General features: G+C 64.2%; 20 protein-coding genes and 1 pseudogene. 14 read left to right on the forward strand and 7 right to left on the reverse strand.

Annotation, left to right across the window (positions count from 1 at the left end):
* Positions 1 to 24: 24 nt before the first annotated feature.
* The 3 genes from rpmA to DBW_RS03850 form a co-directional block, all read right to left on the reverse strand.
* Positions 25 to 279 (reverse strand): 50S ribosomal protein L27, encoded by a 255-nt coding sequence (gene rpmA, locus DBW_RS03840; RefSeq protein ID WP_066724484.1) that lies wholly within the window; start codon positions 277 to 279, stop codon positions 25 to 27.
* An 11-nt stretch (positions 280 to 290) separates the two neighbouring features.
* Complete coding sequence (gene rplU, locus DBW_RS03845) at positions 291 to 599, reverse strand: 50S ribosomal protein L21 (RefSeq protein ID WP_066724491.1); 309 nt, start codon at positions 597 to 599, stop codon at positions 291 to 293.
* Positions 600 to 726: 127 nt separating this feature from the next.
* Positions 727 to 1,359 (reverse strand): arylesterase, encoded by a 633-nt coding sequence (locus DBW_RS03850; protein ID WP_066724492.1) that lies wholly within the window; start codon positions 1,357 to 1,359, stop codon positions 727 to 729.
* Between DBW_RS03850 and DBW_RS03855 the strand changes: the two genes are divergently transcribed.
* The 4 genes from DBW_RS03855 to DBW_RS03870 all read left to right on the forward strand — a co-directional run bounded on the left by DBW_RS03855 (position 1,358) and on the right by DBW_RS03870 (position 6,916).
* On the forward strand, positions 1,358 to 2,047 hold the full coding sequence (locus tag DBW_RS03855) for an ABC transporter ATP-binding protein (RefSeq protein WP_066724493.1): 690 nt from the start codon (positions 1,358 to 1,360) through the stop codon (positions 2,045 to 2,047). The genes DBW_RS03850 and DBW_RS03855 overlap by 2 nt on opposite strands.
* Positions 2,044 to 4,578 carry an ABC transporter permease gene (locus DBW_RS03860; RefSeq protein ID WP_066724494.1) on the forward strand — a complete coding sequence of 845 codons (2,535 nt, stop codon included), beginning with the start codon at positions 2,044 to 2,046 and terminating at the stop codon, positions 4,576 to 4,578. The genes DBW_RS03855 and DBW_RS03860 overlap by 4 nt, the downstream gene beginning before the upstream one ends.
* 128 nt (positions 4,579 to 4,706) lie before the next feature.
* Entirely contained in the window at positions 4,707 to 6,014 is a 1,308-nt protein-coding gene (locus DBW_RS03865; RefSeq protein WP_066724498.1) for an Nramp family divalent metal transporter, read from the forward strand.
* A gap of 5 nt (positions 6,015 to 6,019) precedes the next feature.
* Entirely contained in the window at positions 6,020 to 6,916 is an 897-nt protein-coding gene (locus tag DBW_RS03870) for a universal stress protein (RefSeq protein WP_066724501.1), read from the forward strand.
* Between the two features lie 117 nt (positions 6,917 to 7,033).
* Here DBW_RS03870 and DBW_RS03875 read toward each other — a convergent pair whose 3' ends face one another.
* Together DBW_RS03875 and DBW_RS03880 are read right to left on the reverse strand one after the other, a co-directional pair.
* The gene (locus DBW_RS03875) at positions 7,034 to 8,542 is read right to left on the reverse strand and encodes an Rne/Rng family ribonuclease (protein WP_066724503.1); all 1,509 of its coding nucleotides are present in this window, start codon (positions 8,540 to 8,542) and stop codon (positions 7,034 to 7,036) included.
* Positions 8,543 to 8,747: 205 nt separating this feature from the next.
* Positions 8,748 to 11,246 (reverse strand): TIGR03960 family B12-binding radical SAM protein, encoded by a 2,499-nt coding sequence (locus DBW_RS03880; protein WP_066724506.1) that lies wholly within the window; start codon positions 11,244 to 11,246, stop codon positions 8,748 to 8,750.
* 189 nt (positions 11,247 to 11,435) lie between these two features.
* Between DBW_RS03880 and DBW_RS19245 the strand changes: the two are divergent.
* From DBW_RS19245 to DBW_RS03895, 4 genes and pseudogenes are all read left to right on the forward strand, one after another.
* Positions 11,436 to 11,744 (forward strand): annotated as a pseudogene (locus tag DBW_RS19245) (response regulator); the annotation flags it as partial.
* A 1,026-nt stretch (positions 11,745 to 12,770) separates the two neighbouring features.
* Positions 12,771 to 13,226: a sensor histidine kinase gene (locus DBW_RS19250; protein ID WP_442856864.1), complete on the forward strand. Its 456-nt coding sequence runs from the start codon at positions 12,771 to 12,773 to the stop codon at positions 13,224 to 13,226.
* A 26-nt stretch (positions 13,227 to 13,252) separates the two neighbouring features.
* Complete coding sequence (locus DBW_RS03890) at positions 13,253 to 13,702, forward strand: response regulator (RefSeq protein ID WP_066724512.1); 450 nt, start codon at positions 13,253 to 13,255, stop codon at positions 13,700 to 13,702.
* Positions 13,703 to 13,834: 132 nt separating this feature from the next.
* A complete protein-coding gene (locus DBW_RS03895; protein WP_066724515.1) occupies positions 13,835 to 14,458 on the forward strand; it encodes a carbonic anhydrase in 624 nt (207 codons plus the stop codon).
* A gap of 22 nt (positions 14,459 to 14,480) precedes the next feature.
* Here the strand turns inward: DBW_RS03895 and DBW_RS03900 are convergent, their stop codons facing one another.
* Positions 14,481 to 14,780 carry a J domain-containing protein gene (locus DBW_RS03900; protein WP_066724517.1) on the reverse strand — a complete coding sequence of 100 codons (300 nt, stop codon included), beginning with the start codon at positions 14,778 to 14,780 and terminating at the stop codon, positions 14,481 to 14,483.
* Positions 14,781 to 14,979: 199 nt separating this feature from the next.
* Between DBW_RS03900 and DBW_RS03905 the strand changes: the two genes are divergently transcribed.
* Both DBW_RS03905 and DBW_RS03910 read left to right on the forward strand, forming a co-directional pair.
* The gene (locus DBW_RS03905) at positions 14,980 to 15,159 is read left to right on the forward strand and encodes a hypothetical protein (RefSeq protein WP_066724519.1); all 180 of its coding nucleotides are present in this window, start codon (positions 14,980 to 14,982) and stop codon (positions 15,157 to 15,159) included.
* Positions 15,160 to 15,312: 153 nt separating this feature from the next.
* Positions 15,313 to 16,377, forward strand: a complete 1,065-nt coding sequence (locus DBW_RS03910) for a branched-chain amino acid aminotransferase (protein WP_066724522.1) — start codon at positions 15,313 to 15,315, stop codon at positions 16,375 to 16,377.
* Between the two features lie 102 nt (positions 16,378 to 16,479).
* Here the strand turns inward: DBW_RS03910 and DBW_RS03915 are convergent, their stop codons facing one another.
* Positions 16,480 to 16,929, reverse strand: a complete 450-nt coding sequence (locus tag DBW_RS03915) for a response regulator (RefSeq protein ID WP_066724525.1) — start codon at positions 16,927 to 16,929, stop codon at positions 16,480 to 16,482.
* Positions 16,930 to 17,403: 474 nt separating this feature from the next.
* Between DBW_RS03915 and DBW_RS03920 the strand changes: the two genes are divergently transcribed.
* From DBW_RS03920 to DBW_RS03935, 4 genes are all read left to right on the forward strand, one after another.
* Positions 17,404 to 18,678, forward strand: coding sequence for an ammonium transporter (locus tag DBW_RS03920; RefSeq protein WP_066724527.1), 1,275 nt, complete (start codon positions 17,404 to 17,406; stop codon positions 18,676 to 18,678).
* A 296-nt stretch (positions 18,679 to 18,974) separates the two neighbouring features.
* The gene (locus tag DBW_RS03925; RefSeq protein WP_066724529.1) at positions 18,975 to 20,081 is read left to right on the forward strand and encodes a class II glutamine amidotransferase; all 1,107 of its coding nucleotides are present in this window, start codon (positions 18,975 to 18,977) and stop codon (positions 20,079 to 20,081) included.
* Complete coding sequence (locus DBW_RS03930) at positions 20,069 to 21,712, forward strand: glutamate synthase-related protein (RefSeq protein ID WP_066724531.1); 1,644 nt, start codon at positions 20,069 to 20,071, stop codon at positions 21,710 to 21,712. Before DBW_RS03925 ends, DBW_RS03930 begins: the two co-directional genes overlap by 13 nt.
* Positions 21,713 to 21,802: 90 nt before the next feature.
* Positions 21,803 to 24,112 (forward strand): FAD-dependent oxidoreductase, encoded by a 2,310-nt coding sequence (locus DBW_RS03935; RefSeq protein WP_066724533.1) that lies wholly within the window; start codon positions 21,803 to 21,805, stop codon positions 24,110 to 24,112.
* The last annotated feature ends 123 nt before the right edge of the window (positions 24,113 to 24,235 follow it).

Below are 24,235 nucleotides of genomic sequence, written 5' to 3' on the forward strand. Positions count from 1 at the left end.
TTTATCAGAATGAAGCCCGCGCCCTCAGGCGGGGTAAACACTGATTTTCTGGCGGGTCTTGTCCTTGCGTTCGAACTTGACGACGCCGTCGACCAGGGCGAACAAGGTGTAGTCCTTGCCGCAGCCGACATTATTGCCCGGGTGAAACGTGGTGCCCCGTTGCCGCACCAGAATCGAGCCGGCAGTGACCTGCTGACCACCGAAGCGCTTTACGCCCAGGCGCTTGCCGGCGCTATCGCGGCCGTTGCGGGTACTGCCGCCAGCTTTTTTGTGTGCCATGGGATGCCTCCTTAAGCTTCGATGCCTGTAATCTTCAGGCGGGTGATGGGTTGACGGTGTCCATACTTCTTGCGATAGCCCTTGCGCCGTTTCGAGTGGAAAACAAGGATCTTCTTGTCCTTGTCCTGCTCGACGATCTGCGCCTTGACTTTCGCGCCCGGCAATAGAGGTGCTCCGATTTTAACCTCTTCTCCGCCGACCATGAGGACCTCGTTCAACTCGATGGCATCACCTACCGTGCCTTCGATCTTCTCGACCTTTACCAGGTCTCCTTCGGAAACTTTGTACTGCTTCCCTCCGGTCTTGATCACCGCGTACATACCGCTTCACCTCACTCTCTGTGCATTATCTGAATCTTGAACGCCGCAGTCTAGACCCTGGGTCCAGGACCTGTCAAGGGAAAATTCTTTTTGGTCTTGATCATAGGTCGTATGGGTCGCATAGGACCTATGGACACACTCCCGGTCCGAGAGTGGTTGTCACCAAGGGCAGCATCCGCCGCACGATCTCCGCCACTCCCCGGCGGTTCGGGTGGATGCCGTCCTCCTGGTTCAGCTCTGCCACCCCAGTGACCCCTTCCAGGAAAAAGGGATAGAGAGGGACCTGAAAGCGCTCCGCAAGCTGGGGGTAAAGGGCGTCGAACTTGGTATAATACTCTGCGCCGAGGTTGCGCGGGGCGCGCATGCCGGCGAGCAGGGCCGGAATGCCCCGCTCGCGCAGGCGGGCGAGGATGGCGCCGAGGTTGTCGGCCGCCGCTTGCGGGGGGAGCCCCCGCAGCGCATCGTTGGCTCCCAGTTCGACGATCACCAGCTTTGGTGGCTCGGCGAGCACCCAGTCGAGCCGGGCGCGCCCCCCCGCGGTGGTGTCGCCGGAAACCCCGGCGTTGCTCACGGCGACCCGGCAACCCTGCTCGCGCAGGGCCCGTTCCAGCTGGGCCGGGAAGGCATCGGCGGCGTCCAGCCCGTAGCCGGCGACGAGGCTGTCACCGAGGACGGTGAGGCGAAAAGGCGGCGTCGCGGACTGGGCCGGGGCTGGCGCGAAGAGAAGAAGAAGCAGCAGCAGAAGGAAAGGAACCGGCATGGGGAATCCCCTGGTTGCAATTGATGATCTGCATCTGAGTCTAGTCGGCGGCAGCGGCCGGGTCAATATCCTGCGCGGGATCGACCTGCAGCTCGCGGCCGGGGAGACCCTCAGCGTCGCCGGCACCTCGGGGGCGGGCAAGACCACCCTGCTGATGGCGATTGCCGGCCTGGAGCAGGTGAGCGCCGGACGCATCCGCATCGCCGGAGTCGATATCACCGGGCTCGACGAAGACGCCCTGGCCCGCTTTCGGCGGCGTCATGTCGGCATTGTTTTCCAATCCTTTCACCTGGTGGCGACGATGACCGCCGCCGAGAATATCGCGCTCCCCCTCGAGTTCGCCGGTATCCCCGATGCCGCCGAACAGGCGGCGGCGGCCCTTGCCAGCGTCGGCCTTGCGGCGCGCCGCCACCACTACCCGGGGCAGCTCTCCGGCGGCGAGCAGCAGCGGGTCGCCCTGGCAAGGGCCTTTGTCGCGCGCCCGGCGCTTTTGCTGGCCGACGAACCGACCGGCAATCTCGACGCCGAAACCGGTGCCCGGGTCATGGAGCTCCTCTTCGCCCTGCAGGCGGAGCAGGGCACGACGCTGCTGCTGGTGACCCACGACCCGGCCCTGGCGGAGCGCTGCAGCCGGCGCCTGCTGATGCGCGACGGGGTCCTGCTGGCCGGCCCCGGGAAAAGCCGATGACAGACCCGGCCCTCCTTCCCCAGGCCTGGCGACTGGCGCGGCGGGAGTTGCGCGGTGGTCTGCACGGCTTCGGGGTCTTCCTCGGCTGTCTCTTTCTCGGGGTCTTTGCCATCGCCGCCATCGGCACCTTCTCGGCAAGCGCACGCCAGGGGCTCCTCAACGATGCCCGGGCCCTGCTTGGCGGCGATCTCGAAGTCCACCGGGCGCAGCGGGAACTCGACCCGGACCAGCTGGAGTGGCTGCGCAGCGCCGGTTCAGTCTCGGAGGTCTCCACCCTGCGTTCCATGGCGCGGGCGATCGGCAACCCGGCCCGGGCCCTGGTCGAGATAAAGGCGGTCGACGGCAATTATCCCCTCTATGGCAGCGTTGAGAGTGCACCGCCCCAGCCCCTCGCCAGCGCTCTGCAGAGGGAGGCGGACGGGCTCTTCGGCGCCCTCGGCGAGGCGGCGCTGCTGCAACGGCTGCAGCTTGCGGTGGGGGATGAGCTGCAGCTCGGCGCGATCCGCCTGCGGCTGGTCGGGGTGCTGACCCGTGAGCCGGACCGGAGCCTGCGCGGGTTCAACCTCGGGCCGCGGCTGCTGGTGAGTCGCACCGCGCTGGCGGCGAGCGGCCTGCTGCAGCCGGGAAGTCTGGTGACCTACAATTACCGGTTGCGCCTGGCGCCGGGGGGAAGTGCCGAAGACGTGCGCAGCCGCCTGCAGGCCGCCTATCCCCGGGCGGGATGGCGGATTCACATCTGGCGCGAGGCGGCGCCGCGGGTGCGGCGGATTCTCGACCGGCTTAGCGTCAACCTCAGCCTGGTCGGGCTTTGTGCCCTCCTCATAGGCGGGGTCGGTGTCGCCGGCGCGGTCCGGGGCTACCTTGCCGGCAAGGTCTACCATATCGCGACCATGAAGTGTCTCGGCGCCAGCGGCCGCACCATCTTTGCCGGCTACCTGGTGCAGGTGCTGTTCCTCGGTGCGCTCGGTGCCGGTGCCGGGCTCCTCCTCGCCGCAGCGGTCCCCTGGCTCGCCGTGACCCTGGCCGGCGCGGCCCTGCCGCTGCCGCTGCAGCCCGGCTTTTATCCTCTCCCGCTCGTCACCGCCGCCCTTTGCGGCCTGCTGGTCGCCCTCCTTTTCAGTCTTGGTCCCCTGGCGGCGGCCCGTCGGGTGTCGCCGGCGATGCTCTTCCGTGGCTATGCCGGCGAGGTGGCGTCGGGGAGCGGGAGCGGGATCCGCCTGCTAACCGGAGGGGTCGCTCTGGCACTGGTCGCGGTGGCGGTGGCGAGCAGCGCCGACCGGCGTCTGGCGCTCTGGTTTCTGGCCGGCGCCGCGCTCTGCTTTCTCCTTTTTCGGGGCCTGGCGCTGCTGGTGGTCGCTGCCTCGCGCCTGGCGCCGCGGCCCAAACGCCCCTTTTTGCGCCTCGCTCTCGGCAATATTCACCGCCGCGGCTCACCGGCTGCGAGCGCCATCTTTTCCCTCGGTCTCGGTTTGACGGCACTGGTGATCCTCGCCCTGGTCCAGGCCAACCTCACCCGGCTGGTGGACGAAACCCTGCCGGCGGAGGCGCCGGCCTTCTTCTTTTTCGACCTCCAGCCCGACCAGGTGCCGGCCTTCTCCGAACTCATGGAAACCCTGCCGGGCGTGCGGCGCAGTGAACGCTTCCCGACTCTGCGCGGACGGATCGTCGCGATCAAGGGGGTACCGGTCGAGGCGGCGAATATCGCCCCCAATGTCGAGTGGGCGGTGCGCGGCGACCGCTGGCTGAGCTACACGGCAGCGATGCCGGCGCAGACCCGGCTGGTGGCCGGGAGTTGGTGGCCGGCCGCTTACCAGGGGCCGCCGCAGCTGTCGCTGACCGCCGATCTCGCCAGCGGTTTCGGCGTCACCGTTGGCGACGAACTGACCGTCAGCCTGCTCGGCCGCGAGATAACCGCCCGCATCGCGAGCCTGCGCGAGGTCGACTGGTCGACCCTCGATCTCAACTTCGCCCTCCTCTTCTCGCCCGGGGTCCTGGAAGGGGCACCCCAGACCTATATCGCCACCGCCTACCTGGCGGCGGCCGACGAAGCCCGGGTCTACCGGGCGGTCACCGACCGCTTTCCCAATATTTCGGCGGTCACCGTGCGCGAGGTGCTGGCCAATGTCGCCCGCACCCTGGGCCGGCTGGCCATGGCGTTTCGCGCCGTGGCCGCCGTGGCGCTCCTGAGCGGCTTCCTGGTACTGGCCGGCGCACTTTCCGCTGACCAGCACCGGCGCATCCATGCCGCGGTGATCTTCAAGGTCTGCGGCGCAACCCGGCGCGACCTGCTGGCCGCCTTTGCCGCCGAATTTCTGCTGCTGGGGCTGGCCGCCGGGGCGATCGCCGCGGTGGTCGGCAGTCTCGCCGCCTGGGGCATCCTCCAGGGGTTGATGGAGACCCCCTTTCAGCTGCCGGTGACCACGGTACTGGCAACGCTCGGTGCCGGCATCGGCCTGACCCTGCTGCTCGGCCTCTCCGGCACCTGGCGGGCGCTGGGGCAGAAGCCGGCCGGGTACCTGCGCGAAGAATAATATCATGGTGGCAGGTGGTATTACGGCGCCAAATGTGGTGAACTTGCAGAGCTGTTACGGTGCGGAAAAGACCTGGCGCCCAGCGGTGGCAAGAAACAGAATTGACAGATTTACGGGATAGACGACCAATGAACGACCGTCCTCCAGCGCCCCAGCCTGCCCCCGGCGACGTCCGTACCGTCGCCGCCGCCACCAGGGTTCTCACCGGGGCCGGGCCGCGGCGCGGAATGGCGCGGCTCCTCCCCTTCCTCGGTCCCGCCTTCATCGCCAGCATCGCCTATGTCGATCCCGGCAACTTCGCCACCAACATCGAGGGGGGCGCCAAGTTCGGCTACACCCTGCTCTGGGTCGTCGTCGCCTGCAACCTGATGGCGATGCTGGTCCAAATTCTCGCCGCCAAGGTCGGCATCGCCACCGGGTACAACCTTGCCGAGCTCTGCCGGCTCCATTTCCCCCGGCCGGTGGTGTGGGGGATGTGGGTCGTCATGGAGCTGGTGGCGATGGCCACCGACCTCGCCGAATTCATCGGCGCCGCGGTAGGCCTCAACCTTCTCTTCGGCATGCCGCTCGGGATCGCCGGGCTGCTCACCGCGGTCATCACCTTCCTGATCCTCGCCCTGCAGTCCCGCGGCTTCCGCCCCCTAGAGGCGGTTATCACCGCCCTGCTCGGGGTGATCGCAGTCTGTTACGTGATCGAGACCTTTCTCGACAAGCCGGACTGGTCGCTGGTGATTTTCCATGCGGTGACGCCGCGCTTCGCCGGGGCCGAAAGCGTGCTGCTGGCGGCGGGGATCCTCGGCGCCACGGTGATGCCGCACGTGATCTTCCTGCACTCTTCGCTGACCCAGGGACGCATCGTCGTGACCGACCCGGTGCAGAAACGGGGCCTCTTTCGCTTCCAGATCGTCGACGTGACGATCGCCATGTCGATCGCCGGCTTTGTCAACGCGGCGATGCTGATGATGGCGGCCGCTACCTTTCACCGCGCCGGCTACAGTCACATTGCCACCATCGAAGAGGCCCACCGCACCCTGGAGCCGCTCCTCGGCGCCGCCGCCGGCTGGGTCTTCGCCATTTCGCTCCTCGCCGCCGGCCTCGCCTCCACCACCGTCGGCACCATGGCCGGGCAGGTGATCATGCAGGGATTTCTGAAGCGGCAGATTCCGATCTGGCTGCGGCGCCTGATCACCATCGTCCCCTCCCTGGTGATCATCTTCCTCGGCTTCGACCCGACCCGCACCCTGGTCATCAGCCAGGTGGTGTTAAGCTTTGGTCTCCCCTTCGCCGTCCTGCCGCTGATCCTCTTCTGCCAGCGGCGCGACCTGATGGGAGACCTGGTCAATAGCCGGCCGACCAACCTCCTCGCCTGGGGGGTGGCGTTGCTGGTCATTGCCCTGAATCTCTATCTGCTCTGGCAGACTTTCCTGGGAGCCTGACGACCATGATTCAACATCTTCTGGTCCCCCTTGACGGCTCGACCCTGGCCGAAGCGGCCCTCCCCGTGGCCCAGGCGCTGGCGCTGGCGCTGGATGCCCGGATCACCCTGATGCATGTCATCGAAGAGGACGCCGCAGAGCTGATCCATGGCGAACCGCACCTGACCGAAGCGACCGCGGCCGCGGCCTACCTGCAGCGCCTGCAGCAGCGGTTGCAGGTGGCGGGACTGCGCATCGACTGCCACGTCCACGCCACCGCCGTCGTCGACGTCGCCGCCGGCATTGCCGCCCACCAACAGGAACTTCGTCCCGACCTGATCGTCATGTGCACCCATGGTCCGGCCGGGCTTGCCCGGCGCATGCGCGGCAGCCTCGCCCAGCAGGTGGTGGAACTCGGCCAGACCCCGCTGCTGCTGGTGCGTCCTGACAGCAGCGGTCGTGAGGACATCTTTTCCCTGCAGCAGATCCTGGTACCCCTCGACGGCCGGGCCGAACATGGCGCCGGTCTCGACCTCGCCATGGAACTGGCCGCCGCCGCCGGCGCCTGCCTGCAGCTGCTGTCGATCGTCGCCACGCTGCCGTCCCTGGCCGGGACCGAAGCAACCCTCTCCCGGTTTCTGCCGGCCTCCTCGCAAAAACTCCAGGAACTGGCGCAGCAAGGTCTGCGACAATTTCTCGATGCCGCCCTGGCACGGGCCGCAGCCGAGGGGATCACCGCCAGTGCCGAACTCCGTGCCGGCAAGGTGCCGGTGGTGATCGCCGAGGCGGCCAGCGCCGGCGCTGCCGACCTGATCGTCATGGCTACCCACGGCAAGGCGGGCGCCAAGGCGTTCTGGGCCAACAGCGTCGCCGGGGCGGTGCAGGCTAAAACCAGTCGTCCGCTGCTGCTGGTGCCGGTCTGAACGGGACATGCTGGCAGGCCGGATCAGCAGGGGAAAAAGAGCGGGGGCGGCCATTTCGGCCGCCCCCGCTGCTGTTGTCCAATCAAGGTTTCTGTCGGGATTGTTTGTCCGTCCCCTTCAGCCGAGCATGATCTCGAACTGCTCGATGTGAAAGTTGGGGCGGGCATTGATGGCGATCTGTTTTTCGAACTGGCGCTCGATCTCCTCGATGCCGGGGTGCTCCTCGTCGGAGAGGAGAGCGGCGACGTCGGGGTGGGTGAGGAGGGTGACCCGGTAACCGGGGAGGTCGCGCAGCTCCCGGCACAGCTCACGGAAGATCTCGTAGACCATGGTGGTGCGGCTCTTGACGTACCCTTTCCCCTCGCAGTAGGGGCAGGGCTCGCAGAGGGTGCGGCCGATGCTCTCCCGCACCCGCTTGCGGGTCATCTCGACCAGGCCGAGCTCGGAGATCTTGAGGATGTTGGTCTTGCTCTTGTCGCTCTTGAGCGCCTCTTCGAGGGCGGAATGGACCTTTTCGCGGTGCGCTTCCTTCTCCATGTCGATGAAGTCGATGATGATCAGCCCGCCGATGTTGCGCAGCCGTAGCTGGTAGGCGATCTCCTTGACCGCCTCGAGGTTGGTCTTGAGGATGGTGTCCTCGAGGTTGTGTTTGCCGACAAAACGCCCGGTGTTGACGTCGACGGCGGTCAGCGCCTCGGTCTGCTCGATGATGATGTAGCCGCCGCTCTTCAGCCAGACCTTGCGCCCGAGGGCCCGGGAGATCTCCACCTCGAGGCCGAAGTTGTCGAAGATCGGCTCGTCGCCGTCGTGCAGTTCGAGGGCATACTTGAGCTTGGGCATGAAGGTGCTTAAAAAGCCGACGATCTTGGCATACTCCTCGCGGGTGTCGACGACGATGCGGGCGACATCCTCGGTGAGGATGTCGCGCAGCACCTTGCTGGTGACGTCGAGATCGGAATGGATCAGCGCCGGAGCGCCGCAGTTTTCACGGCGGCGGACGATTTCGCGCCAGAGGCCGACGAGAAATTCCATGTCGGCGCGCAAATCTTCTTCGCTCTTCCCCTCTGCGGCGGTGCGGACGATGAAGCCGGTACCCGGCGGGCGGATCGCTTCGATCAGCTCGCGCAGGCGATTTTTCTCCTCCTCGAGCTCAATGCGCCGCGAGATGCCGACATGGTCGACGGTCGGCATGTAGACCAAGTGCCGGCCGGGGAGGGAGATGTGGGAGGTGATGCGGGCTCCCTTGGTGCCGAGGGGTTCCTTGGCGACCTGGACCAGGATCTCCTGCCCCTCCTGGAGCAGGTCCTCGATCGGCGGCAGCTGCCGCTCCTCGTCCCCCCCCTCGGCCGGTTTGGCGTGCTGGCTGGCGCCCTCGACAAACTGCTCCACCGCTTCCATCTCGTCATGGACATCGGCGACGTAGAGAAACGCCGCCTTCTCCAGGCCGATATCGACGAAAGCCGCCTGCATCCCGGGCAGCACCCGGATCACCTTCCCCTGGTAAATGTTGCCGACGATCCCGCGCTCCCGGCTGCGCTCGATGTAAAGCTCGGCAATGTGGCCGGCCTCCAGCAGCGCAACGCGGGTCTCGTGGGAGGTCGTGTTGATGACCAGTTCCTTGGCCATATAACCTCCGGATTCTTGAAAGATGTAAAAAGAAAACCGCGAAAGCGGAAAAATTCGATTATGCGGCTCTCACTCGTTCGCTTTGCTCACTTGAGATCACAGAGGAGACGGAGCAACCCAGGCTTTTGGGGGCGGATATTCCTCTGTGACCTCTGTGCCCTCTAGCGACTGCAAGCAAGGAGCGAGTGAGAGACGATTTTGCCGTTCAATCCCCCAGCAGCGCCGCCGTCTTGCGGATTTCCAGCGACCGGGCTGCCTCGCTGGTGATGCCGAGCAGGTGGGCGGCGAGTAGCGCCGGACTCCCCTTGCGCAGGTGCAGCCAGAGGACATCCTTTTCGAGTACCAGGTCGAGAACCTCGGGACGCAAATCGACGGTGACGGTCTTGTGTCCCTTGCTGCGCGTCACCGGCAGGCTGGTGGCGGCGAGGAACGTCGCCACCCGGGCGGCAAGGTCTTGCGGCGCCGAAGCGGGGAGCAGGACCCGGTAAACAACTTCCCTAATGCTAACAGAGGGGGACGGGGTCTGCCAATGGAGAGCCGCACCTTCGAGAATCCGGAAGCCCTGCGGCAGCTCGGCGTTGAGCCCCTCGACCACGGCCTGGGCCGTGAGGGGCTGGAAGAGTTCGATGTCGATGATCTCGGCATCGCTCGCCACTCCGGTCGGCAGGGCATCGGGAAAGGAGATGCGGGGCTGGGGGTGAAAGCCACCGGAAAAACGGACTGGCAACCGGGCGCGGCGCGCGGCGCGGTGGATCACGGTCATGAACTCGAGGTGGCCGACAAAGCGCGCCTTGCCGTCCTTGCGCAGCCGTAGCCGGATTTTGTAACGTTCCTCATCGCCGGCCGGCTGTGCCGGTGGGGCGGGGGGGAGCAGCAGTTCGCCATGCTCGACCAGGCGCATGCGCAACGCCTCGAAGTCACAGACTCCGCAGCCGCTGCAGTCTCCTCCCCGGCAGTCGGGGGTGTAAGCCAGTTCCCTGGCGCGGCGGCGTTCGCGGACAAAGAAGTCCTTGGGGATACCGCAGTCGATGTGGTCCCAGGGGAGAACTTCGGCCTCATCCCGCTCCCGCAGGTACCAGGACGGGTCGATCCCGCAGTCGGCAAACGCCTGCTGCCAGAGCTCGAAGCGGAAATGGTCGCGCCAGCCGTCGAAACGGCAGCCGAGCTGCTGGGCCCGTTCCAGCACCGGGGCGAGGCGCCGGTCGCCGCGGGCAAAGACCCCCTCCATGAAGGAGAGTTCCGCCTCGTGCCACTTGAGCCGCAACTTCTTCTGGCGCAACCCGTCGCGCAGCAGCACCTGGCGGCGCAAGGTCTCCTCGATGCCGAGCTGCGCCTCCCACTGAAAGGGGGTGTGCGCCTTGGGGACGAAAGTGGAGACCGCGACGTTAACGTCGGCGCCCCCTTCGGTCCCCTTGCCGCTGCGCTTGACCCGGGCCGCGAGATCGATAATCGCCGCCAGGTCGGCGTCGGTTTCGGTCGGCAGGCCGAGCATGAAGTAGAGCTTGAGGATCCGCCAGCCGAGGCCGAAGGCGCTCTGGGCGGTCGCGAGCAGGTCGTCCTCGCTGATCCCCTTGTTGATGACGTTGCGCAGCCGCTCGCTCCCCGCCTCCGGGGCGAGGGTGAAGCCGGTCTTGCGCACTTTTTTGATCTCCTCCATCAGCTCGGGGGTCAGGGAGCCGACCCGCAGGCTCGGGAAGGAGATCGCCACCTTCTCCGCCGCGTAGCGATCCATCAGCCCCTTGAGGAGCGGTTCGATGCAGCTGTAGTCGCCGGTGGAGAGGGAGAGGAGCGAGACCTCCTCGTAGCCGGAGCTGGCGAGGGAGGCCTCGATCACATCGGCAATGCGCTGCGGTGCACGCTCGCGCACCGGCCGGTAGATGTAGCCGGCCTGGCAGAAACGGCAGCCACGGGTACAACCGCGGGCGATCTCCACCGCGACCCGGTCGTGGACGGTGTTCATGAAGGGAACGATCGGCGCCGTCGGGTAGGGGACGGCGTCGAGGTCGGCGAGAAAACGGCGGCGGACCGTTGCGTAGCCCGGTTGCTGCGGCTGGATCGCCTTGATGCTGCCATCTGGCTGGTAGTCGACGTCAAACAGGGCCGGCAGGTAGAGCCCCTCGATCTGCGCCAGGCGCCGGTAGAGGGCGGGTCGATCCTCGCCCGCGGCACGGGAGGTGCGCAGGGCGGCGCAAAGCTCGACCACCGCCTCCTCACCGTCACCGATGACGGCGCAATCGATGAAATCGGCGAGCGGCTCGGGGTTGAAGGCGCAGGGGCCGCCGACGACGATCAGCGGATCCGCGGCGCCGCGCTGCTCGCGGCGCAGGGGGATGCCGCCGAGTTGCAGCATGTTGAGGATATTGCTGTAAGAGAGTTCGTACTGCAGGGTAAAGCCGACGATGTCGAAGCTGGCCAGCGGTCGCTCGCTTTCGAGAGAGACCAGCGGTGCGCCGGTTTCACGCAGGTGGCCCTCCATGTCGGGCCAGGGGGCGTAGACCCGCTCGGCGGCAATGTCGTCGAGGCCGTTGAGAATGTGGTAGAGGATGGCAAAGCCGAGATGGCTCATGCCGACTTCGTAGACATCGGGGAAGGCGAGGGCAAAGTGGAGGTCGACCTGCGCTTCCGGTTTGTGCACACTGCCGCGCTCACCGCCGAGGTAACGGGACGGTCGATTGATCTGGCCCAGGAGCTGGTCGAGATTCATGGTGAAAGCTTTCGGGGCAAAAGTTGTGAAACAGAAAAAATATCATGATGGCAGCCGCAGTTACAAGGCCTTTTAATATATCGGAAAGGATTCGGCCCGCGGCTGCTTGACAATCGGTCTTCTGCGCGGGAAACTCCAGTGAAGTCGAATAATTTTGAGGAGTTGACGGGCGTGGACAAGGTCCTGGTGGTGGATGACGACCGGCTGTTGCGGAACATGGCGGAAGATCTGCTGGTCCGCAACGGCCTTGCGGTGCAGACGGCTAAGTGCGGGGAGGAGTGCCTGCAGGTCATCGCCAGCCAGGAATTCAGCACCGTCCTGCTCGACCTGATCCTCCCCGACCATAACGGCCTCGACCTGTTGCCGCGGATTCACCAGCTGCGTCCCGACCTGCCGGTGGTCATCATGACCGCCTATGCGAGCCTCGATTCGGCGGTCGAGGCGATCAAGAAGGGGGCCTACGATTACATCACCAAGCCCCTCGATCCGGTCCTGCTCAGCAACTCCATCGACAAGGCCCTCGCCAGTTACGGCCTGATCCGCTCCAACCGGGAGCTGATCCGCCGCCTGGAGGAACGGGTCCAGCGTCTCGATCTCGTCAACCAGGTCGGCATGGCGGTCACCGCTACCCTGCAGTTCGATGACCTGATCGCGCTGGCCCGCGAAACTCTCGGCCAGCTTTTTCATTGCCGGGTGCAGCTCTGGCTGCGCCAGGAGCAGGGGCGCAAGCTCCTCCTCTATGGTGGCCAGGGGAGCGAAACCCGGGCCGTGGTCCAGCTGGCGCGGCAGGTGATGGAAGACGGCACGCCGCTCTGCCTCGACCGGGAGTTTCCGGCAATGGTCGCGCCGCTGGTGGTCGGCAACCGGCCGATCGGGGTGATGGGGGTAAGCCGCGAGCCGGGACAGCGTGCCTTTGACCCGGAGGATTTCGAGATCTACAAGGCGCTGGTCAGTTTCCTGGCGATCGCTACCGAGAATGCCCGCCTGACCCGGGATCTGCGCAAATCAAAGGAGATCGTCGAGGAATATTCCGTGACCCTGGAGGCCAAGGTGCGGGAGCGCACCCTGGAGCTCGAACAGCGCCATTCCGAACTGCAGGCGGCCCATTCCCGGCTGGTCCAGACCACCGCCAATCTCGAGCAGTCGAACCGGCAGTTGCGGGAGACTCGGGACCGGCTAATCTCCCAGGAAAAGATGGCTTCGCTCGGGGTCGTTGCCGCGGGAGTGGCCCACGAAATCAACAACCCGATCGGCTTTATCAATTCCAACCTGGAAACCCTGGGGGACTATTTCACCGACCTCAACCGCTACCTGCGGGTGAGCCACGACACTCTGGCCGTCTTCGCCGCCGGACGGGATCCGCAGGCTCAGCTCGCCGAACTGCGGCGGGCGCTGGAGGATCTTGACCTTGATTTTCTGCTCGACGATATCCCCAAGCTGGTCGGGGAGAGCCGGCAGGGGATCGCCCGTGTCAGCAAGATCGTCCTCGACCTCAAGGTTTTCTCCCGCCAGGACAATTGGGAGATGGTGTCGGCCGATGTCAACAAGGCTCTGGAGAGTGCCCTGACCATCGCCTGGAACCAGCTCAAGTACAAGACCGAGGTCAAGAAGGAGCTGGCCGAGCTGCCACCGGTCCTCTGTGCCCCCAACCGGCTCTCCCAGGTCTTTCTCAACCTGCTGGTCAACGCCGCCCAGGCGATCGAGACCAAGGGGGTGGTGCGCTTGCGCAGCCGGGCGCTCAAGGACAAGGTGCGGGTGATTGTCGCCGATACCGGGTGCGGCATTCCGGCCCAGCTGCGCAAACGCATTCTCGATCCCTTCTTTACCACCAAGCGCCCCGGCGAGGGGACCGGTCTCGGTCTCTCGCTGACCTATGAAATCGTGCAACGCCACGGCGGCCGGCTGCGGGTCCGGTCGCTGCCGGGCAAGGGAACCTGCATGGTCGTCGAGCTCCCGCTGCAACGGGCGGCCGCCGGCTGAATCCGGAATGACTCAAGGAGGAAGGTATGGCTTACAAGATCATGATCGTCGATGACGAGGAGAACGTCCGCAATTCCCTGATTCGCCTGCTGCGACGGGAGGGGTTCGATCTGGTAACGGCGTCATCGGCGACCGAGGCGATGGAGATTCTCCTTGAGGAGCCGGTCGATCTGATCATCTCCGACGAAAAGATGCCGGGGATGAGCGGTCTGGAATTTCTCAAGCTGGTACGCCAGCGCCATCCGGAGACGATGCGGTTTATCCTCACCGGGCATGCCGACCCCGAGTTCATCATCCGCGCCATCAACGAGGGGGAAATTTACCGCTTTTTCACCAAGCCCTGGGATAACGAGGACATGAAGAGCGCCATTCGCAGCGCCTTGAATTATCTGGAGCTGATCCGCGAGAACCGGCGCCTGCACGAGCTGGTGCATCGCCAGGAGGAAGAGTTGGCCCTGTTGCGCAAGAACCCTTGAGGGCGTGACTCAAATCTACCCCGGGGCGCCCGGGTGCGGGCGGTGGTTTTTTGTTGCCAAGATTGGATGCGCTGGGGTATTTAGCGGGAGGGATTATTTTAGCGAAACTGAAAAAGCTGTTCGGGATGCGCCATGGAACGACTCTTTAAGGGCTACATGAAATTCCGCCAGGAGGACTTTGCCGGTCACCAGGAGCTCTTCCAGCAGCTGGGGCGGAGCCAGGCGCCGCATACCCTCTTCATCGGTTGCTCCGATTCCCGGGTGGTTCCCAACCTGATCACCAACACCCATCCGGGCGAGCTCTTCATCGTCCGCAATATTGCCAATATCGTACCGCCCTACCGCAAAACCGAGGAGTATGTCGCCACCACCTCGGCCGTGGAGTATGCGGTGCAGGCCCTGAAGGTCGACAGCATCGTCGTCTGCGGCCATTCCAACTGCGGCGGCTGTGCGGCGATGAATCTCAGTGCCGCCGAGCTGTCGCATCTTCCCCACGTGCGCAAGTGGCTCGATGTTTCCAAGGAGGTGCGGGGGCGGGTCGACCGGCTGATGACCGGGAATTCGCCGGAAGAACGGGAATGGTTGACGGAGCAGGTGAATATCCTGGTGCAGATGCGCAACCTGCTGACTTATCCCTACGTCAGGGAGCGTTTCGAAAAGGGGACGCTCAGTATCTATGGGTGGCACTACATTATTGAAACCGGCGAAATCTTCAGCTTTAACGATGAAAGTCAGCTCTTCGAGCTGATCTCCTGATTCCCTGCCCGATACTCAGCACTCATCCCTCCGAGTTCCCCCCGCCCCATACCGGATCCTGGCTGAACTGTTCCCGCAGCCGTTCTTCGGGAAACTGTTCGAGGAATTCCTCATGACTGAAGCTGAAACGATAATTGCGGCAGTAGCTGGTCAGCAGCTGGTAAGCGGCATTGACGCGGCGGATGGCCGCGGCATCTTCGCCCCCGGCGTCGGGGTGGTGCCGTCGCACCAACTGGTGGTAGCGACGGCGGATTTCGGCTAGGCTCGCCCGTTCTCCGAGTTCAAGGGTGCCTAGCGCCTGGACCAATTCCTGAAAATTCATTTCCGGCTCCCGGTGCGAGTTTAGAACGACCGATTGCCACTGTTACCACGTTTAATGGTGGTGGACAATGCCACCGGCGGTTGGTTGCGAACGGTGTTATACTTTTTCGGGTAAAAATTACCTTGACGGACGTTTTTCGAGTGCTAGCATGGTGACCGGTTGCTCCAGGGTGGTTCAACCCCAAATCAGGAGAATAGTCATGGAAAATCTTTGGAAACTGCGCGACATAGGTTACCGCGTCAACGACCTCGGTGACCGTGCCGAGTACGACCTGCTGCTGCGGCGTTTTCACGACGAGGAAAAGGTCAGCAACATGCGCAACCTCCTCTATGGCAACGCGAGTCTCGCCGCGGGCGAGAAAGACAAAAAGCCCGGCTGACCTTCTGCGCGTCACCACTCCGCTTCGAAACGCCTCCGGCCCCTCGCCGGTGGCGTTTCGCGTTGGCGCTCAATGCTCCTTGCCAGGGTGGGTGGTTGTATGCTAAATAATCTGACCCGTTGCTCCCATCCTGTTGTCTCCGGAGGTCGCCCCATGGAACTGCAGATTCTGCCTGTCACCGCACCCAAACCCCCGCTCGCGGATGAATCGAAGCTTGCCTTCGGCAAGCAGTTCACCGATCGCATGCTGGTCATGGAGTATGCCACCGGCAAAGGGTGGCATACGGCGCGCATCCAGCCCTACGGTCCTTTCAGCCTCGACCCGGCGGCCGCGGTATTGCATTACGCCCAGGAGATTTTCGAAGGGCTGAAGGCCTTTCGCCGTCCCGACGGCAACATTGCCCTCTTCCGCCCGGCCGACAACGTCTCCCGCTTCAATCGCAGCGCCGAGCGGATGTGCATGCCGCAGGTCGACCCCGGTTTTTTCCTCGATGCCATCAAGCAGCTGGTAAAGCTCGAGTCGGGTTGGGTGCCGCGCAGCGAGGGGACCAGCCTCTACATCCGGCCGACGATGATTGCCGTCGACCCCTACCTCGGGGTCCGGCCGGCCGATACCTACCTCTGTTATGTCATCCTCTCGCCGGTGGGGGCCTACTACAAGGGCGGGTTCAGTCCGGTGAAGATCTGGATCAGTGATGAATATGTCCGCTCGGCCCCGGGTGGGACCGGCGAGGCCAAAACCGGCGGCAATTACGCTGCCAGCCTGCGGGCGTCGATGGAAGCTGCCGAGCATGGCTTTGACCAGGTGCTCTGGCTCGATGCGGTACACCGCAAATATGTCGAGGAAGTGGGCAGTATGAATATCTGCTTTCTCTACGACGGCAAGGTGGTTACCTCGCCCCTTAAGGGGACCATTCTCGACGGCATTACCCGTCGCTCGATTCTTACCCTGGTCAAGGAGATGGGCTACCAGGTCGAAGAGCGGGCGCTCTCCATTGGTGAGATCCTGGACGGCGCGGAAAGCGGCCGGCTCACCGAGGCCTTCGGTACCGGTACTGCGGCAGTGGTTTCACCGGTCGGCCAGTTTACCTACCGCGAGCGCACCGCGACCCTGGGTGGCGGCGCGGCCGGCGAATTGACCATGAAGCTGTTCAATACCCTCACCGGCATCCAGTATGGGCGGCTTCCTGACCCCCACGGCTGGGTGACGCTGCTTTAGGCGGGTCGATATAACTGTAATGCAAAAAGCCCCCGTCGAGCCGACGGGGGCTTTTTGCATTTTCTGCGGTTCCCTGTGCCGTCGAAGATTGACCTGCGCCGGCTAGGCGGTATCGGTTTCCCTTTCCTGGAGCTTTTCAAGGGGGAGAAGTTTGCGGCCGGCGGGGATGTTCTTCTCGCAGTCCCTGATCCAGTCGAGCAGGGTGTTCAGCTTTATTGGTTTACGCAGGAGTCGACAACCCAGAGCGCGGAATTCGTCCTCCTGTTCCGGGGTCAGTGCGGCGGAGAGGACCGCTTTGTTGGCGGACGGGACCTGACACCCCATCTCCAGCTGGTGGCGAACCAGCTCCAGGCCGTTCATCGAAGTCATCCTCATGTCGGTGATGATGATATCGGCGCAGGCAAATTCCCCGGGACACTTGCATCGGTCGGCTGAGACCAGGGCGCAGGTTGCAGGGGAGGCGAATTCATGCACCTCAAACCCCTTCCCGCGCAGGAAGATGCAGAAAAGGGTGCGCGTGTCCCTGTCGTCTTCAAACAAAAGGATGCGCATGGCGATATCCGCTTCCCGTTAGCCGCTGGTGAGCGAGTGCAATTCCCGCCGCTGCCGCAAGGGAGGCCGGGGGCAGCTCGCCGATTTGTCGGGGGTAGGGCGAATTAAAGGTCTTTGCGGCGCGGCTCGCCGGGGTCCCCTTGCAAGAGGTGGTGAATGACCAGACCGAGAATCACGGCCAGGGCGCCAAGCGAGGCGGCAACGATGTATCCAAAAAGCATAAGGTCTCCCCTCCTATAGATGAGCTCCTCTTATAACAGCCCGTTCTGACAATTCTCTCACCGCCGTTCCCGCCCGGCTGGCAGGCAGCTGTGCCGAAAAATTGGGCACCAGGTCCGGCCGGCTGGCGGTAAATATCTCCAGGTATCCGAAAATTAAAGAGAAACAGTGGTGGCACGCCGCTTGCTGAAGTGTTGAGGGAGGAGGTTTGCTGCAAGGGTGCAGCCGTCCTGACTTCAACGCGGAGGCCTGATCATGAAAAAAATATCGGTTTCGTTGCCACTCCTGCTTGCCGGATTGCTGCTCGCCCCGTTGCCGGCCTTTGCCGGGGATCTCCTGAGCGCGGGAGATACCGCCTGGATGCTGGTCTCCTCGGCCCTGGTCCTGGTGATGTTACCGGGCCTGGCCCTTTTCTATGGCGGAATGGTGCGCTCGAAGAATGTTCTCTCCACGACCATGCACACCTTTGCCGCGATGGCGATCATCGGCGTGCAGTGGGTTGTCCTCGGTTACACCCTGGCCTTCGGCGGTGCCGGCGCCTTTATCGGCGGCCTCGACCACCTGCTATTGAATGGCATCACGCCCGATTCCCTCTCCGGCTCCATCCCGACCTACGTCTTTGTCATGTTCCAGGGGATGTTCGCCATCATTACCCCGGCGCTGATCTCCGGGGCGGTGGCCGAGCGGATGAAATTCTCGACCTACTGCGTCTTTATTCTCCTCTGGGGAATCCTGGTCTACGACCCGCTCTGTCATTGGGTCTGGGGTGAAGGGGGCTGGCTGCTGTCGCTGGGTGCCCTCGATTTTGCCGGCGGGACCGTCGTCCATCTCTCCTCGGGAATTTCCGCTCTGGTTCTGACCCTCTTTCTCGGCAAGCGCAAGGGGTACCCCCACGAGCGGATGGCGCCGCATAACCTGCCGATGACCCTGCTCGGGGCCGGCCTGCTCTGGTTCGGCTGGTTTGGCTTTAATGCCGGCAGTGCCCTCAGCGCCGGGGGAAGTGCGGCCCTCGCCTTTACCACCACGCAGACGGCCGCCGCCGCGGGAGCCCTCTCCTGGATGCTGGTCGAGTGGATCAGAGCCGGCAAGCCGAGCGCCCTGGGCGCCGCCTCGGGGGTGGTCGCCGGGCTGGTGGTGATTACGCCGGCGGCCGGGTTCGTCACGCCAGCCGCGGCGCTGGTGATGGGTCTGCTCGCGGGGGGGGTCTGTTACGGCGGGGTGATGCTCAAGCACAAACTTGGTTACGATGATTCCCTGGATGCCTTCGGGGTTCATGGGGTCGGCGGCGCTTTCGGCGCCCTTGCGACCGGGGTCTTTGCCAGCGTCGGTGCCAGCGGCCTGCTGGCCGGCAATAGCCATCAGCTCTGGGTCCAAATCATCGGCGTGGTGGCTGCCGGCGCCTACGCTGTGGTCGTGACCGCCGTGCTCCTGGTGGTCCTCAAGGCGACCATGGGATTGCGGGTCGAGAAAGACGAGGAAGTCATGGGCCTCGATCAATCCGCGCATTCCGAGGCGGGTTACAATATCTGATCCGGTCAGAGATCGGGCTGAAAGGCAGCGCCGCGCGGCGCTGCCTTTTTTGTGTGCCAAAGGTACTCAAGTGAGTTTTTGGGCGCGGGTTAGGCGGCTCCTGGGAGGGGGGGGGAGTTCCCGGAACAGGCCTGCACGTAAGCGAAAACATATTGAAAAAATAGCGGAAATCCATTAATGGCGTGATTAAATTGTGGGGCCCGGGAAGGGGATGAGAAATTGGTACCAGGTTTGCAAAAGATCTGTCCGCCCGCGCGTTTCATCCGCGGGACATCAACTTTGTGGAGGTAATGGCCATGTGTCGCATCGGCGCCATCAAGAGCCTTAACTATGTACATCCGAGCCAGGCCCTGCTGCTTATGCAGTCGCAGCAAAAAGGGCATGACAACTCGGGGTTCGCCATGGTCATGCACGACCTCGGCGGGATCTTCGAAGGCTACAAGCATCTTCCCACGCTGTCGCTGGCCTGCACCGACGAAGGGCTGAAGATCGCTGAAGATATGCTGCATGCCGCCGGCTTTCAGCGCGTGCTGCAGTGGGTGCCGGATACCAGTCAGCAGCCGGGTCTCGATATCATCGCCATGCCCAACTACGTCTTCGAGACCTTCGACTATCCGAAGCACTACAAGAAGGCGGAAGCCAAGGAGAAGGAGGACCTCCTTCTCGACATGCGCCTGAAGCTGCGCAAGGCGCTGGAGAAGGACGAGCTCGGCTTCGTCTATTCTTTCTGGCCCGACGTGCTGACCCTCAAGGAGATCGGCGACCCGAAGGATATCGGCACCTACTTCAACCTCTGGGAGCCGGACACCAAGTTCACCGCCAAGGTGATCACCGCCCAGTGCCGGCAGAATACCAACTATGACATCGTCCGCTACGCCGCCCACCCCTTCTTCCTGCAGGGGTACACCGCGCTGGCCAACGGCGAGAATACCTTCTACCTGAAAAACGTCGAATACCAGCGCAAGCTGCATCGCGGCTACATCGGCTTTGAATCCGATTCGCAGTGCTTCCTCTACACCCTGCACTACGTCCACCGCGAGCTCGGCTGGCCCCTCTCCTACTTCAAGCATGTCATCACCCCGCTCCCCTTCGAGGAGATCGGCAAGCGGGAAGACCAGGCCTCGCTGCTGGCTATTCGCCAGTCGCTGGCGCACCTGGAGATCAACGGCCCCAATACGATTATCGGTGTGTTGCCGGACAATACGCTCTTTACCTGCTGCGACGCCAAGAAGCTGCGGCCGGTGGTGATCGGCCGTTCGGCGGAGATGGTGGTCTTCTCCTCCGAGGTCTGCGGAGTCAACGAGATCCTCCCCGACCGTGACTGGGAGACCGACATTTACCCGCACGAGCGCGAAGTGGTGGCGATCGACAGCAGTCTGGAGGTGCACAGATGGAAACAATGAAAGTGAACGACATCACCGCCAACGACCTGCCGTGGAAGATCCGTTACGACGCCAGCCGCTGCACCCTCTGTGGCTCCTGCGTCGCCGCCTGTTCCTTCCGCGCCATTATTCCCAAGGTCGAGCGGCGTCGGATGGTTTTTTCTGAGGGGGATTTTCCCGAGCCGAAGCAGCGCTTCAGTGCGGTGCCGGTGATCCGCCAGGCCCATTCGATCAAGAACTACTGCCGCGGTTGCGGCATCTGCGAAAAGGTCTGCCCCAACGACGCCATCGGTCCGGTGCGCAACGTCGACTCGCGTCATCCCATCGTCACCCGCTGCCTCGGTGGCGACTCGATCAAGCGCGGCGGGCGCAAAAACCTTGAGGGGACCACGCGCACCCTCGACCGGCTCCGGGTCGGCCGCATTTCGCAGATGACCGACCCCTCCCTCGACGCCCAGCGCCACACCTTCGACATGCTCGCCCCCTTCGGGCGTATCCTGCCGTCGCGCAAGCTGCCACTGGGGGTGAGCCCCGAAGGGCTGCTGCAGGCGGACGGCCAGACCCCGCCGGTGCACTGGATCTACCCGGTGATAATCGGCGACATGTCGATCGGCGCCCTCTCCTGGCGGATGTGGGAGGCGGTGGCGATGGCGGTTGCCTACCTCAACGAGGAGTGCGGCCTGCCGGTGCGGATGTGCTCCGGCGAGGGGGGGGTGCCGGTCAAGCTGCTGAAATCGAAATATCTCAAGTACATGATTCTGCAGATCGCATCCGGCCACTTCGGCTGGAACCGGATCGCCAAGGCGATGCCGCACATGATCGAGGACCCCGCCGGGGTGCTGATCAAGATCGGCCAGGGGGCCAAGCCCGGTGACGGCGGCCTGCTGATGGCGCAGAAAGTGGCCGAGCATATCCAGGCGATCCGCGGCGTCCCCAAGGCCGACCTCCTCTCGCCCCCCAACCACCAGGGGCTCTACTCCATCGAGGAGAGCGTGCAGAAGATGTTCCTCTCCTTCAACGCCGCCTTCAAGTTCCGGGTGCCGGTGGCAATCAAGGTGGCGGCCTCGGCGACCAGCGTCAGCGTCTTCAACAACCTGGTGCGCGACCCCTACAACATCGTCGGCGGCTTCTTCGTCGACGGCATCGACGGTGGCACCGGTGCCGCCCACGAGGTCTCCCTCGACCATACCGGCCACCCCATCGTCTCCAAGCTGCGCGACTGCTACCTCGCCGCCGTCAACCAGGGGCGCCAGGGGCAGATTCCGCTCTGGGCCGCCGGGGGGCTGGGGAAGACCGGCGATCTCGCCGCCGACGCCTTCAAGATGATCTGCCTCGGCGCCAACGGCGTCTTCACCGGCAAGCTGATCCTGCAGATGGCCGGCTGCGTCGGCAACGAGATGGGGCGCTGCAACGCCTGCAACACCGGCCTCTGTCCGGTCGGCATTACCACCCAGGAGCCGGCGCTGGTGCACCGCTTCGACGTCGACCGCGCGGCGCAGAACATCGTCAACTACTTCCTGGCGATGGACCAGGAGCTGAAGAAGCTGATGGCCCCCATCGGCAACTCCTCGCTCCCCGTCGGCCGTGCCGACGCCCTGGTCGCCACCGACCGGGCGGTCGCCGAGCGGCTGCAGATTCAGTATGTTTGCTGACGCAAACCAGTTTTGAATTTTGAATTCGAAATTTTGAATTCAATTCAAAATCCAAAATTCGTAATTCAAAATTTTCTTTGAGGTTTCGATATGGCTCAGATATCCGGTTTCGACACCAACAACAAGCGCATCTCCACCCAGCAGCTGCTGCAGCAGATTTACAAGTCGCTGGAGGCGGGGGAGACCGAGTTCGAGGTCCTCTCCTCCGGCCACCATGACATCGGCGGACCCTTGTGGACCGAAGACGGCACTCCCCTCAAGTTCCGGGTCAAAAATCCGGGGCAGCGGGTCGGCTCTTTCGGCCTCGATGGCACCGAGATCGTCGTCGAAGGTTCGGCGCCGGCCGACGCCGGCTGGCTCAACGCCGGCGCCACCCTGACCATCCTCGGTGATGGCGGCGACACCACCGCCCACTGCGCAGCGGCCGGGAAGATCTACGTCGCCGGCCGCGTCGGCACCCGCTCCGGCTCGCTGATGAAGCACGACCCGGCCTATGAGCCGCCGGAGTTCTGGGTGCTGAAGAATACCGGCTCCTTCTCCTTCGAATTCATGGGCGGCGGCCTGGCGGTGATCTGCGGCCTCGGCTGCGAAGGCCTCGACTCGATTCTCGGTGACCGCGGCTGTGCCGGCATGGTCGGCGGGACGATCTACGTGCGCGGACCGGTCCAGGGTCTTTCCGAGGATGTCTGGCTCCTCGACCTCGATGACGCCGACCGCGACTTTTTGAGCACCGGCTTGCCGGTCTTCCTCGGCAAAATCGAGCGCCCCCAGCTCCTCCCGCAGCTCAGTGACTTTTCCCAGTGGCGCAAGATCGTCGCCAAAACCTACGAGGAGCGCAAGGTCCACCACCGCATCACCATGCGCGAATTCCGTACCCAGAAGTGGGTGCAGAACGGCATCTTCGGCGATATCGTCAAGGACGACTACTCCCACGTCGCCGGGCTGGTCAATGCCGGGGACGACCGCCTGAAGATTCCCCGCTGGCAGGACAAGCGTTACGGCGCCCCCTGCCAGGCGACCTGTCCGTCGGCGATCCCGACCCAGGACCGCATCAACCTGCTGCGCCAGGGGAAGGTCCAGGAGGCGCTGGAACTGGTGCTCAACTACTCCCCCTTTCCGGCCAGTGTCTGCGGTGAAGTCTGCCCCAACCTCTGCATGGACGCCTGCAGCCGGCGCTTCATCGACCACCCGGTGGCGATGAAGGAGCTCGGCCGGCTCTCCCACGACGCCGCCGCGCCGGTGCCGAAGGCGTCGACCGGGAAAAAAGTCGCGGTCATCGGCGGTGGCCCCGGCGGGCTCTCCGCCGCTTGGCAGCTCCGTCTTGCCGGGCATGGGGTGACCGTCTACGAGGCCGACAGCGAGGTCGGCGGCAAACTGCGCCAGGTCATCCCCACCGAGCGCCTGCCGCGCCAGGTCCTTGATAACGAGATCGATCGCATCAAGAACCTCGGCGTCGAGGTAAAGACGTCGACCCGGGTCGACCCGGCCCTCTTTGCCAGCATCCGCGAACAGAACGATGCCGTGGTCATTGCCAGCGGCGCTCATAACCCGGTGGTGATTCCCTTCCCCGGCCACGAGCGGATGCTGAAAGGGCTCGATTTTCTCAAGGAGATCAACCTCGGCGGGCGGCCCAAGGTCGGCGAGCGAGTGGTGGTCATCGGCGCCGGCAATGCCGGCATGGATGTCTGCCTCGGCGCCTACGCGGTGGGGGCGAAGCAGGTCATCGCCATCGACGTCCAGCGCCCGGCCGCCTACAAGCACGAGATCGACCGGGTCAAGGAACTCGGCGGCGAGATTCGCTGGCCGGTTTTCACCGAGAAGATCACCGAGCAGGGGCTGTTGACCAAGGAGGGGGAACTGATCGAGGCGGATACCGTAATCATCGCCATCGGCGAGCGCCCCGACCTCTCCTACGTCCCCCGCGAGTGGCTGACCGACAAGGGGATGATGGACGTCGACGGCTGCTGGCAGGCGGTCAAGGCTCCCGGCGTCTTCGCCATCGGCGACACCATCAAGCCGGGGCTTCTGACCCACGCCATTGGCGCCGGCGCCGAGGTCGCCCTGCTGATGGACGACTACCTTGCCGGCAGGACGCTGGTGCCGATCAAGAAGCCGGAGCTGATCCCGCAGAGCTGTCTCTCCAAGGAGCTCTTCAAACCGCGCAATCGCGGCCGTTTCTGCGTCACCGACGCCAAGGACGAGAGCAACCGCTGTCTCTCCTGCGGTACCTGCCGCGATTGCTCGATGTGCCTCGAGGCCTGTCCGGAAGGGGTGATCCGGCGCGTCGAGACCGTCGGCGGCGGCTTCGAGTACGTTTCCGACGATCACCTCTGTATCGGCTGCGGCATCTGCGCCGGAATCTGTCCCTGCGGGATATGGGCGATGGAGCAGGTGGTGTAAGGGGCAGGGTACAAGCTGCCTGGCAAGAGGGTCTGGCGTCTCAGAAAAGGGCCCCCACGCCGATAATCGAGGTACGGGGAGCCCGGAGATAAAATGCGGAGCGAACGACAGGTGCAACCTGCC

The sequence above is a fragment of the Desulfuromonas sp. DDH964 genome (assembly GCF_001611275.1).
Taxonomy (GTDB): Bacteria; Desulfobacterota; Desulfuromonadia; order Desulfuromonadales; family DDH964; genus DDH964.